General features: G+C 62.5%; 10 protein-coding genes. 6 read left to right on the top strand and 4 right to left on the bottom strand.

Annotated features, from left to right (window positions below; genetic code table 11):
* Positions 1–145: 145 nt before the first annotated feature.
* From AB8B31_RS18435 to AB8B31_RS18425, 3 genes are all read right to left on the bottom strand, one after another.
* A complete protein-coding gene (locus AB8B31_RS18435) occupies positions 146–1,015 on the bottom strand; it encodes a tetratricopeptide repeat protein (RefSeq protein WP_018446048.1) in 870 nt (289 codons plus the stop codon).
* Positions 1,016–1,149: 134 nt separating this feature from the next.
* Entirely contained in the window at positions 1,150–1,362 is a 213-nt protein-coding gene (gene rpsU / locus AB8B31_RS18430) for a 30S ribosomal protein S21 (protein ID WP_003585885.1), read from the bottom strand.
* 178 nt (positions 1,363–1,540) lie between these two features.
* Positions 1,541–3,142 carry an adenylate/guanylate cyclase domain-containing protein gene (locus tag AB8B31_RS18425; RefSeq protein WP_018243580.1) on the bottom strand — a complete coding sequence of 534 codons (1,602 nt, stop codon included), beginning with the start codon at positions 3,140–3,142 and terminating at the stop codon, positions 1,541–1,543.
* Positions 3,143–3,417: 275 nt separating this feature from the next.
* Between AB8B31_RS18425 and AB8B31_RS18420 the strand changes: the two genes are divergently transcribed.
* Complete coding sequence (locus tag AB8B31_RS18420) at positions 3,418–5,589, top strand: CHASE2 domain-containing protein (protein ID WP_131703335.1); 2,172 nt, start codon at positions 3,418–3,420, stop codon at positions 5,587–5,589.
* 5 nt (positions 5,590–5,594) lie between these two features.
* Here the strand turns inward: AB8B31_RS18420 and AB8B31_RS18415 are convergent, their stop codons facing one another.
* Positions 5,595–6,611: a FecR family protein gene (locus AB8B31_RS18415; protein WP_018446051.1), complete on the bottom strand. Its 1,017-nt coding sequence runs from the start codon at positions 6,609–6,611 to the stop codon at positions 5,595–5,597.
* 252 nt (positions 6,612–6,863) lie between these two features.
* Here AB8B31_RS18415 and AB8B31_RS18410 point away from each other — a divergent pair, with 252 nt between their 5' ends.
* Genes AB8B31_RS18410 through AB8B31_RS18390 form a run of 5 tightly spaced genes read left to right on the top strand, consistent with a single transcriptional unit; the run spans position 6,864 to position 12,403 of the window.
* Complete coding sequence (locus tag AB8B31_RS18410; RefSeq protein WP_018243577.1) at positions 6,864–8,117, top strand: sarcosine oxidase subunit beta family protein; 1,254 nt, start codon at positions 6,864–6,866, stop codon at positions 8,115–8,117.
* Entirely contained in the window at positions 8,117–8,518 is a 402-nt protein-coding gene (locus tag AB8B31_RS18405) for a hypothetical protein (RefSeq protein ID WP_018243576.1), read from the top strand. Before AB8B31_RS18410 ends, AB8B31_RS18405 begins: the two co-directional genes overlap by 1 nt.
* Before the next feature lie 12 nt (positions 8,519–8,530).
* Entirely contained in the window at positions 8,531–8,872 is a 342-nt protein-coding gene (locus AB8B31_RS18400; RefSeq protein WP_018446052.1) for a sarcosine oxidase subunit delta, read from the top strand.
* Entirely contained in the window at positions 8,869–11,862 is a 2,994-nt protein-coding gene (locus tag AB8B31_RS18395) for a sarcosine oxidase subunit alpha (RefSeq protein WP_018446053.1), read from the top strand. Before AB8B31_RS18400 ends, AB8B31_RS18395 begins: the two co-directional genes overlap by 4 nt.
* Positions 11,855–12,403 (top strand): sarcosine oxidase subunit gamma, encoded by a 549-nt coding sequence (locus AB8B31_RS18390; protein WP_130653059.1) that lies wholly within the window; start codon positions 11,855–11,857, stop codon positions 12,401–12,403. The genes AB8B31_RS18395 and AB8B31_RS18390 overlap by 8 nt, the downstream gene beginning before the upstream one ends.
* Positions 12,404–12,446 lie beyond the last annotated feature (43 nt).

Below are 12,446 nucleotides of genomic sequence, written 5' to 3'. Positions count from 1 at the left end.
GGCGTGGCACGATATCACCTCGATGATATCCAGAGCCGGAAGATTCGATTGAATCATCAGGGCCTTTGCCGGCGTCCGATGGGTGGTGCGACCGGCAGGTGGCGGTTGCGGGCCGCCCGATGCTCAGGGCCGCCCAATTATATCTTTAGCCGGCTGGGGCGACGCCGACGCGGGCAAGGCCGTCGCGAGCCGGCTGGTATTTGGGGTCGAGGCCGATCGCGTGGCGATAGGACCGGGCGGCCTTTGCCTTGTCGCCGCGGCGTTCGTAGACGAGCGCCTGGTTGGCCCAGGATTCGGCGATGTTGCCGTTGAGCTCGATCGCATGATTGAAATCGGCAAAGGCGTTGTCGTCGTCGTTCAGCGCAATATAGGAAATGCCGCGGCCATTATAGGGCTCAGGTGAATTCGGCGCGAGCGAGATCGCTTTCGAGAAATCGTCGATTGCCTTATCCTGCTGATTACGCTTCTGATAGATCAGGCCACGATTATGATAGGCGCGGCCATCGGTGGTGCCGAGCTGGATCGCCTTGTCGAAGTCATTGAAAGCCTGATCGTCCTGGCCGGCCATCCGGTAGACATTGCCGCGACCGATATAGGCGACATCGTAGCTCGGATTGATCTGCAGGGCGGCATTGTAGTCGCCAATCGCCTGGGCCTGCTGGCCCATATTGCGATAGACGAGAGCGCGGTTGGCATAAGCCTGGAAAAACCGCGGATTGATCTGCAGCGCCGTGTTGAAATCGTTCAGCGCCGGGCGGAACTGGCCGGCGCGGCCATAGGCGGAACCACGGACGTTGTAACCTTCCGGATCCCTCGGATTGGCGTTGATAACCGCCGTCAGGGAAGCGATATTCTCTTCCGAACCCTGCGCCTTATCGATGCGGATCACGGCATCCGAGGTATTGGTCGTCTCGCAGCCGGCGAGGCCGAACATTGCCGCCAGCGCCAAAGCGGGCAGGAATGCCGTTTTCTGCAAGCGCAAAGCGCGGGACGGATTGAAGGTGTTGACAGCCATTCGGGCTCGCTTTCCCCATGCGGCATATCCGGTGCGCGGATATGCGATCTTCAGCGGCAAACTAAAAAAGCGGCGGCGAACCCATCGCCCCCGCCACAATGCATCTGAAAACGTCGAAAAAACGACGGAAACGCTCAGCGTGCAACCAGACCTTCGCGCTGGGCGCGCTTACGGGCCAGCTTGCGAACGCGACGAACGGCTTCGGCCTTCTCGCGAGCACGCTTCTGCGACGGCTTCTCGTAGTAGTCGCGCATCTTCATTTCGCGGAAAATGCCTTCGCGCTGCATCTTCTTCTTGAGAGCGCGGAGAGCCTGATCAACATTGTTATCGCGGACAAGTACCTGCACGAGAATCACGTTCCTTTGGTTGGTTGATGCCGGAGGCGGCGCAGCGGCCAGAGGCAAAACAATAACGTTCGCGCGGCCGGGGCCTTGCGATTGGTGATGCGAAATAGCAGATTGGGTACGGGAAGTCTAGACGGGATATGGGCGGCGGCGGAAAAATCACGCTTCGCCTGATATCCGGTCATGATCGGGCCGGTTCGGGCGCAGCTTCATCCAGCGCGGCAATTGCCTCCTTGAGAGCGGTTCTGACCCGGAGGCGGTCGGCAGGCTCCAGCCGGCTCATATCCAGATGCAGGTCAAGGCCCGAGAGATGCTCGCTGAGAACACGGCTCTTGTGGTCCGCACCGAGGGTCAGCCCATCCACTGCATAGGGCACGATCTCGCGCTGTATGCCCTTCATCGTGATCGGCGGCAGCGGATGGGCGTCGACGATTTCGTTCACCAGCGCAAAGGTTTCATAGCTGATGACAATCTCTCCTCCCTGGGCGATCGATTGCAGCCGGGCTGCGAGATTGGCCTCCGCCCCGATGATCGTATAGTCCATGCGGTCGCTGCTGCCGAAATTGCCGACGTTGCAATAACCGCTGTTGATTCCCATGCGGACGACGAAAGGCTCTTCTGTGCCATTTCTGCGCCATCTGTCCTTGAGTTCGCCGAGACGGCGCTGCATGTCGACGGCCATGCGCAAACACGCTTTCGCGTCCTCCTCCGGCCCCTTGGTTTCGGGATCGCCGAAGAAGACCAGCATCGCGTCGCCGATGAACTTGTCCACCGTGCCGCCATGCTCCAGGGCAATGTTCGACATCTCGGTCAGATATTCGTTGAGCATCTCCGTCAGGGCTTCCGGCTGCAGACGCTCGGTGGTCGCCGTGAAATCCTTGATGTCGGAGAAGAAGATCGTCAGACGCTTGCGCTCGGTATGGACGACCACGTCCTTCTGCCCGGAGAAGATGCTCTTGTAGATCTGCGGTGAGAGATAGCGCGAGATCTTCAGGGAAACGCTGGCGAGGAATTCGTTCGCCGCTTCCAGATCCCGGTTGGCGCTGTGGATGGTGCGCGTCTGCTGCCGCTGGAGCACAATGAAGCTGATGCCGATGAAGGCGACGAAAAGGAAATAGCAGAGCAGGTATTTGAAGGCGAAGACGTTGCTCGCATAGGGCTGCCGGATGATGACTTCCTGAATGCCGCGCACATCGCCCACCTTCCAATCGGTCTTCGGGCTTTCGGGATGGCCATTGTGGCAGGCAACGCAGGCCTGGCCCATGACGACAGGGGTGATGAGCCGCAAGGTATCGGTCAATCCGACACGGGTGAGGTCGTTCAGCGTCTGCTGCGGATTGGCGCGCAAGGCAGCGAGCGCATTCTTTTCGAAGTCGTCGAGCTCGTGGGATGCGCGGCTTTTGAACGGCAGGTCGGAGACGAAACGGTAGGTGATATTGGCCTGCTGCTCCTTGATGACGTCGCCGAGCTCCAGGGAAAGCGTGGCCGGCAGCGGGATGGCGCCTGGAATATTCGCATAATTGTGAGAGACGACCGTGCCCTCAGTCGTGCCGTTGGCGTGAGCGGCCAGAACGCGCCCCACGACATTCGTGGAATAATAGGAGCGGATGCTCGATATCAGCGAGCTCATATCGCGGGCCTGGCGGCGCAGGGTATTTCCCGAGAGATCGCTGATATCAAGCCAGACGGCGAGCGGCAGGCCTGCGAGCATTGCCAGCACGACGACAATCAGCCAATAGCCGCTGCGACGCGCGGCGGTTTCGGAAATCACGGCGACCTTCATTCTTCTCTCGAAAAAGCATCCGATTTTCGATCGTTACAAGAACATTTCGCCGCGCACCGGGCAAGGTCGAAGCCTCGTCGTCCAGGCAAAAGCCGGGTGAAAACTGGAGGCGTAGCCGTATTCATGGCGCTTCTCCGCCGCCCGGCGGAGGTGACCGAAAGGAGAGTGCCCCGGAACGCAGGTGCGAATGGCATTTGGATGGAAAGCGGCGTAGCCTGTCCGCCGGCAGGTGCGGGTCGCCCTGCCGGCCGTGGGAGGGGACACCCGGTGAGATCATGACGCGCGCGCAGCAAATCGGTGTCGTTCTCGGTCTGGCGATCGTGACTGCGCTTACGATCCTTCGAGCAAGTGATCCCGGGATCTTCAAGTTGATCCGCGGCGTGACCTTCGACGAGTATCAGCGGCTGGTTCCCAGGACCTTCGAGCCGATGCCGGTCCGCGTGATCGACATCGACGAGACTTCGCTGCACGAATTCGGCCAATGGCCATGGCCGCGGGACCGGATGGCGCTGCTGGTGGACCGGCTTTCGGAAATGGGCGCCTCGGCCATCGCCTTCGATATTCTCTTCGCCGAGCCGGACCGGCTGTCGCCGCGCAATGTCGTTCGCGAGGTCGCCGGGGTCGATCCTTCCCTTGCCGAGAAACTGCCTGATAACGACGAGATATTCGCCCGTGCAATTGCCGAAAAGCCCGTCGTGCTCGGCTTCGGACTTTCCAACGAGGGCAATTACCGGCCGCCGGTCAAGGCGGGTTTCGCCTTCACCGGCGAAAGCCCCGTCTCAGCCCCCCCCTATCTCGGTGCTTCGACGCCGTTGCGGCCGCAGTTGGAAGCCAATGCGGCGGGGCTCGGTCATATCAGCCTCAATCCCGGCAATCCCTCGCCGGTGGTACGGGCGGTCCCACTGTTCCTGACCGACGGCGAGCAGCTCTATCCGAATCTCGCGATCGAAGCGCTGCGTGTCGCACAGGGGGCATCGACCTACGTGCTATCAGGCGCACCCGATCGCGCCGGCATCATGACATCGGTAAAGATCGGGGATTTCGTCGTGCCGCTGACGGCGGCGGGTGAGCTTTGGCTCTATGTCACCCCCGACCGGGCGGAGCGTTATATATCCGCCCGGCAGGTGCTTGCGGCCGAAGGGGCCTCTCCAGATGTCGCCGCCGCCGTCGCCGGCAGCATCGTCTTCGTCGGGACATCGGCGGCCGGCCTGCAGGACATCCGCGTCACCGCGCTCGGCGAGAACGTTCCCGGCGTTTCGCTGCATGCGCAGGCCGTCGAGCAGATCCTTGCGGGCCGCTTTCTCTCGCGGCCCGACTGGGCGGACGGGCTGGAAATCCTGATGATCGCCGTGCTCGGATGCCTGCTCGTCGGGGTGACGACCTTCGTCAGTCCGGCCGTCGCGCTGGCCTGCGGCCTGCTGATCACAGCCATGGCGCTGGTGGCGTCCTGGCTCTCGTTTCTTTATGCGGGGCTTCTCCTCGATCCCCTGGCTCCGATCATCAGCGGATCGATCACCCATTTCGCCTCGACCTCGTTCCGGATCCTGGTGATCGACCGGGAGCGGCGCGAGGTGCGGCGCGCCTTCGGGCATTATCTTTCCCCGTCGCTGCTCCATCGCATCGAGCATTCCCGCGACGCGTTGCGCCTCGGCGGAGACGATCGCGAGCTGACGGTCATGTTCGTCGATGTCAGAAGCTTTACCGAAATCAGCGAGCGGCTGGCGCCGACTGCCGTGGTCGCGTTCCTGAATACCTTGCTCGATGCGCTGAGCCGCCATGTGGTGGCCAATGAAGGCACGCTCGACAAGTTCATCGGCGATTCGATCATGGCGTTCTGGAATGCACCCGTCGATGTGGCGGATCATGAAATCAAGGCCGTTCGCGCAGCGCTTGCCATGCGTGAAACGCTGGCCGAACTGAACGCCGGCGACGCCTTCGGCTTCGGGCCTGGACAGCAAGTCGGCATCGGCATCGGCATCCATACCGGTCTCGCCTGTGTCGGTAACATGGGCGCCAAGACCCGCTTCAACTATTCGGCGGTCGGCGATGCCGTCAATGTCGCGGCGCGCCTGGAGTCGTGCTGCAAGGAGGTGGGCTTCGATATCCTCATATCAGACAGCACGGCGAGATCGGTGCAGGGAATGGCGCTGATCGAGGCCGGCGCCATCCCGCTCAAGGGAAAGAGTAGCCGAACGCAGATTCTCGCCGTTGTCGGCGACGAGCGCGTCGCAGCCTCCGCGGAGTTCGCCGCGCTTACGGTCGTTCACGAGCAGCTGACGCAGGCGCTGCATTCGCATTCGAAAAACACGCGCAAGCTTATCGGCACGGCAAAGCTCAGGGCGGCGCAGGTGATCGGCGGGCTGGCAGAATTCTACCAGCGGATATCCGGCAGAAGCGATCACTTCCGCGAGGTGTCGGATGGCTTCGAGAAGAGCGTCGCCGATTGACGGCATCAGCGGTTGCGATTGAAATTCCGGCCCCTATCGTGGTTCCGGTCCCCATCACGATCGCGATCCTTGTCGTGATCGCGGTCACGGTCACGATCTCGATGATGCCCTTTATCGTGATAGTCGTGATCATCGTGCTGATCGTGATGTTCATGCCGGCCACGGCCATCATGCTTGTCGGGTTTATCCGGTTTGTCGTGATGCGGCTTGTCAGGCTTGTCAGGCGTGGCCGGCCGCTCCTTCTGCGGCTCGGCCTGCCGCTGCGGCGGATCTTGCCTCTGCGGACTGGGTGCCGGCGCCGGATCGCGAGGAGGCGGGGGGCGGTTTCTGTCTTTTCTTTCCGGCGCGACGGAGGCCATATTGCAGCCGCCGAGCATGCCGATGCCGCCGGCAAGCCGCTGATTGCCGGAGAGGAAGGGGAGGGCGCGCTGATTTCCGAGCGTCTCGAGGATGCTGGGATCGACCCGGCGTGCTGCCGACATATCGCCGTTCGGCTTGGCCACCACGCAATCGCAGCGCTGCTGCAACTGCCGGCAGCCGCCCGGACCGCAGAAGCGGGCTGCGCCGTTCAGCAGCACGACGGCGGTCGTGCCATCCGGGCCGACGTAGAAATCGAAAGCGGTGCCGCGTACGCCGATCGTGCCGGCCGGTGTCAGGATCTGGTAGGCCGAAGAATTGGAACTGCCGCTGACCCAGCGGAATGTACCCTTTGCCGCCCTGATGGTGAGTTTCTTGACCGATTGGGAATCATCGAAGACATATTTGTCGATGACGACCGACGAACCCCAGCCGACCGCGAGCTTCGTGCCGTCACGAAACAGGAACTGGCCAAGCCCGGATTGAGATGTCTTGATGCGCTCGTTGCGATGGACGCTGGTGTCGACCTCGATCGGGCCGCTCTGTCCCGTCACTTCCGTCTTGATGACGACAGCCTGGCCGACCGGCTCGGCGGCGGGTGCCGGCGATGCGCTGCTTAACGCGATGCAAAGCGTCGCGACTGATACTGAGCGCCAACCCCACATGATACACGTACCCCGGAACACGCGATTGTTAACATTTTAGCAATTGCTTGTCTTCTAACCCTATTGGGTTAGGTCGCCGGCCGACGGTTAGCGGAAATGCCGCGGCTTGCGTCTTCCGCTTGAAGCGGCATTCTCTTCGGCGTGTCGAAACCAAAGCTCTCGCGCGTCGCAAAAGAACCGTTGTGCCGCATTTGGATTTGCGATTTGTATGAGCGCGGAGAACAAGCCCTTTCCCGAAGGAGAAGAAGGCGGATGCGGAAATATTCGGTTTTTGCCGTGGCACGGGAGGCCCTTCGTGGCCACAAGGGTTGGGAGAAGCAGTGGACTTCGCCTGAGCCACGCGCCGAATACGACGTCGTCATCATCGGTGCCGGCGGCCACGGGCTGGGTGCTGCCTACTATCTCGCCAAGGAGCACGGCATCACCAATGTGGCGGTGATCGAGAAGGGCTGGCTCGGCGGCGGCAATACCGGGCGCAACACCACCATCATCCGCTCGAACTATCTCTACGAAGAGAGCATGCACATCTACGAGCATTCGATGAAGCTCTGGGAGGGGCTTTCCCAGGAGCTCAACTACAATGTGATGTATTCGCCGCGCGGCGTGATGATGCTCTCGCACAATATTCACGACCAGCAATCCTTCAAGCGGCATATCCATGCCAACCGGCTCTACGGCATCGACAATGAATGGCTGACACCGGAGCAGGCGAAGGCCTATTGTCCGCCGCTCGATATCTCGGCCAGCGCGCGCTACCCGATCAACGGGGCGGCACTGCAGCGGCGGGGCGGTACGGCGCGGCACGACGCCGTTGCCTGGGGTTATGCGCGGGCGGCTTCAGACCGCGGCGTGCACATCATTCAGAATTGCGAAGTGACCGGTATCCGGCGCGGTCCGGACGGACGGGTGACCGGGGTCGAGACCTCGCGTGGCTTCATCGGCGCCAGGAAGGTGGCGGTGTCGGCGGCCGGCCATACGACCACTGTCATGCAGATGGCTGGCGTGCGCGTGCCGCTGCAATCGAGCCCGCTGCAGGCGCTGGTTTCCGAACCACTGAAGCCAATCTTTCCCTGCGTCGTCATGTCGAACACGGTGCATGCCTATATCTCCCAGTCCGACAAGGGAGAACTCGTCATCGGCGCCGGCACCGACCAATATAATTCCTATTCCCAGACCGGCGGGCTGCAGATCATCACGCACACGCTCGACGCCATCTGCGAGCTCTTCCCGATGTTCCGGCGCGTCAAGATGATGCGGCAATGGGGCGGCATCGTCGACAATACGCCGGATCGTTCGGCGATCCAGTCGAAGACGCCGGTTCCCGGGCTTTACGTCAATTGCGGCTGGGGCACCGGCGGCTTCAAGGCGACGCCGGGCTCGGCCAATCTCTTCGCGCATCTGATTGCCCGCGACGAGCCGCACAAGTTCAATGCCGGCTTGACGCTGGACCGTTTCCGCAGCGGCCGGCTGATCGACGAGGCGGCGGCGGCGGCGGTGGCGCACTGATGTGGACGGCGGCTCTCCTCGCAATCGGGATCGACGGCGCGGCCATGCCGGCTGGTGACGTCTTTCCCGGCGCCGAGGATTTCCGCCTGCAGAAGATCCACAGGGCTGCCGGCGAAAGCGAGTGGCCCTTTGTCGCCGAGAGCGGCACGCTGCTTTGCGCGATGATCCTGCGCAAACCAGCCGTCTATTTCGTGCCTGAGGTCGGCGGAACGCCGGGACGTGCCTTCGTGATCGACAACGATATCGCCAAGATGGCTTTTGCGAATATCGGCATGACCGATGTGCTGGAGCCCTACGACAATTTCGAACAGCTTCTCAAGCGCCTCATTCCCTACGTAACGATGGGAAAGCGTCTCTGCAATCAACCTCCGGGAACCAATGTTTCCGGATCGGAACTCTAAGACGGGTAACACATGCTGCTGATCTATTGCCCATACTGTCAGGAAGAGCGCTCCGAGCTCGAATTCCGTGGCGCAGGTGACGCGCATATCGCGCGGCCCACCGACATCGCCTCGATCTCGGACGAGGAATTCGAAGCCTATTTCTTTCTGCGCGACAATCCGAAGGGGCTGATCTTCGAACGCTGGCGGCACATTCACGGCTGCGGGCGCTTCTTCAATGCAGCGCGCGATACAGTAACCGACAAGTTCATCATGACCTACAAGGCGGGTGAACCGAAGCCTGAGATCGGCGCGGCGGCCCAGCAGCATGGGCCCGTCGAAACATATGAAGCCGTGGAAGGAGAGGCGCAATGAGCGGCGTGAACCGTATCGCCGGCAAGGGGCGCCTGACACCGGCCAGAACCGCGCGCTTCAGCTTCGACGGCAAGAGCTATACGGCGCTCGAAGGCGATACCGTCGCCTCGGCGCTGATTGCCAACGGCGTGCATCTCGTCGGCCGTTCGTTCAAATATCACCGGGCCCGCGGTATTCTGTCTGCAGGGGCCGAAGAGCCGAACGCGCTGATCGACGTTGCCCGCGATACGGCGCGCAAGCAGCCGAACGTGCGCGCCACGGTGCAGGAAGTTTTTGACGGCATGATCGTCAACTCGCAGAACCGCTGGCCCTCGCTTGCCTTCGATGTCGGCGCGGTCAACAATCTGATGTCGCCGTTCTTCGCCGCTGGCTTCTACTACAAGACATTCATGTGGCCGCGCGCCGCCTGGAAACACGTGTACGAACCGCTCATCCGTCGTGCCGCCGGCCTCGGCGTCGCGCCGACGGAGGAGGATCCGGACCATTATGCCAGCCGCTATGCCCATTGCGACGTGCTGGTGGTCGGCGCCGGCGTGGCCGGGCTTTCGGCGGCGCTCGCCGCCGCCGAGACCGGTGCCCGGGTGATGCTTTGCGACGAGCAGGCGGAAGCGGGCGGGGCGTTGCGTTATGATACCGGCGTGACGATCGACGGACAGGACGGCAATAGCTGGGCACAGAAGGCCGTGGCGCGGCTGGAGGCGATGGACAATGTCGAAGTGCTGGTCCGCACGACCGCTTTCGGCTACTACAACCACAATTTCGTTGGTCTTGCCGAGCGCGTCACCGATCATGTCGCCAAGCCTTCCCGTGATCTGCCGCGCGAGCGGCTTTGGCAGGTCCGGGCAAAGCGCGTGATCCTCGCCACCGGCGCGATCGAGCGTCACATGGTGTTTCCGAACAACGATCGGCCGGGCATCATGCTGGCCTCAGCGGGGCGGATGTATCTCAATCATTACGGCGTCGCGGTCGGGGCCAAGGTCGGCATCTACACGGCGCACGACTCGGCCTATGAGGCGGCCTTCGATCTGAAGCGGGCTGGTGTTTCGATCGCCGCCATCGTCGATAGCAGGCAGGCGCCGGGAGCGGCGGTGCTGGCCGAGGCGCGTGCACTCGGTATTGATGTTCTGGCCGGCCAATCGGTCGTCAACACGGCCGGGCGGCTGCGCATCTCCTCGATGACGGTGGCGCGCAACGGCGGCGGTTCGCCGCGCAAGATCACGGTCGATGCGCTGCTGGTTTCGGCCGGCTGGACGCCGTCGGTCCATCTCTTCTCGCAGTCGCGCGGCAAAGTGGCCTTCGATGCCGAAAGTCAGCGATTCCTGCCCGGCTCCTATGCCCAGGACTGCCTCTCGGTCGGCGCCTGCAACGGCACCGACGACCTGCAGCGGACGATCGAAGAGTCGCTTGCCGCCGGAGAGCTGATGGCGCAGGCCACCGGCAGAAGCAGCGGTGAGAAGATCGCAATTTCGGCCGAGCAAGCCTATGACTGGACGGGCGGCATGATCGGTGCTGCCGAAGGCGCCGGGCCGAAGACCAACGCCAAGGCCTTCATCGATTTCCAGCATGACGTCTGCGCCAAGGATATCCGCCTTGCCGTGCGCGAGGGCATGCATTCGATCGAGCATATCAAGCGTTTCACGACCAACGGCATGGCCTCGGACCAGGGCAAGCTCTCCAACATGCATGGCCTGGCGATTGCCGCCGAAATGCTCGGCAAGGAAATCCCGCAGGTCGGACTCACCACTTTCCGCGCGCCCTATACGCCGGTCACCTACGGTACGCTGATCGGCCATTCGCGCGGAGAACTGTTCGACCCGACACGCAAGACGCCGCTGCACGATTGGGAAGAAGCGCATGGCGCGGTCTTCGAGGATGTCGGCAACTGGAAGCGTGCCTGGTTCTATCCGCAGGCCGGCGAGAGCATGCACCAGGCGGTCGCTCGCGAATGCCGGACGGCTCGCGAGGCGGCTGGTATCTTCGACGCCTCGACGCTCGGCAAGATCGAGGTGGTGGGGCCGGATGCGGCGGAATTCCTCAACCTCATCTACACCAATGCCTGGGACACGCTGAAGCCCGGCAAGGCCCGCTACGGCATCATGACTCGCGAGGACGGCTTCGTTTATGACGACGGCGTTGTCGGACGCCTGGCAAACGACCGTTTCCATGTGACGACGACGACCGGCGGCGCGCCGCGCGTTCTCCATCACATGGAAGATTACCTGCAGACGGAATTCCCGCATCTGAAGGTATGGCTGACCTCGGTGACCGAACAATGGGCTGTCATCGCCGTGCAGGGGCCGAAGGCGCGCGAGATCGTCGCGCCGCTGGTGGAAGGGCTCGATCTTTCGAACGAGGCATTCCCGCATATGAGCGTTGCCGAGTGCACGGTCTGCGGCGTGCCGGCGCGGCTCTTCCGCGTCTCCTTCACCGGCGAAACCGGTTTCGAAATCAATGTGCCGGCCGATTACGGCCAGTCGGTACTCGAAGCGGTCTGGGCCAATGCCGAACCGCTCGGCGCCTGCGTCTACGGCACGGAGACGATGCACGTTCTTCGCGCCGAGAAAGGCTACATCATCGTCGGGCAGGATACCGATGGGACCGTAACTCCCGATGATGCCGGACTTTCCTGGGCGGTTTCGAAGAAAAAGACGGATTTCGTCGGTATTCGCGGGTTGAAGCGGCCGGATCTCGTCAAGGACGGGCGCAAGCAGCTCGTCGGCCTCGTCACCAAGGACCCGAAGCTGGTGCTCGAAGAAGGCGCGCAGATTGTCGCAAGCCCGAACGAGCCGAAGCCGATGACCATGCTCGGCCACGTCACATCTGCCTATTGGTCGGAAAATTGCGGCAGGTCGATCGCCTTTGCGCTCGTCGCCGGCGGCCGGGCGCGGATGGGCGAGACGCTCTATGTACCGATGCCGGACAGGACGATCGCCGTCGAGGTGACGGATCTGGTGTTCTTTGACAAGGAAGGGGGCCGCATCCATGGCTGATGTCGCAATTCGCAAACCGGCGCTTGCCGGACGTCTCGGCGGCTCCGCAACGGTGCGGCTGACGACCGCTCCCACTGCCAGCCGGGTGGCGCTACGCGCGCCGGCGGAATCGCTCTCGGCACTTTCCTCGGCACTCGGCCTGACGTTGCCGGATGCCCCGAAGACATCCGGCCGGGCCGGCGCCCGATCGGCGCTCTGGATTGGGCCGGACGAGTGGCTGGTGATCGACGAGGCCAGTGCCGATCTGATGGCAACACTTTCGGGTGTCGGCACGCTGCATTCGGCGACCGACGTTTCCCACCGCAATCTCGCGATCATCGTCTCGGGACCGGGTGCTGAGGCGACGCTTTCGGCCGGCTGCCCGCAGGATCTGTCGCTTTCTTCCTTTCCGGTCGGGGCTGCATCGCGCACCGTTTTCGGCAAGGCGGAAATTGTGCTTTTCCGCACGGAAGAAGACACGTTCCGGGTGGAATGCTGGCGGTCGTTTTCGGATTATGTCTTCGGGCTGCTGAACGAGGCGGCTGAAGACGTGAGGCACTGAGCCTCAGCGAATCGCCGGCGTGCGCTCATTTAAGAGGTAAACG

It is taken from the genome of Rhizobium sp. 62_C5_N11_2, from assembly GCF_051811185.1.
GTDB classification, from domain to species: domain Bacteria; phylum Pseudomonadota; class Alphaproteobacteria; order Rhizobiales; family Rhizobiaceae; genus Rhizobium; species Rhizobium leguminosarum.
The sequence above is the reverse complement of the archived record's forward strand: the minus strand, read 5'-3'. Positions and strand labels throughout refer to the sequence as shown.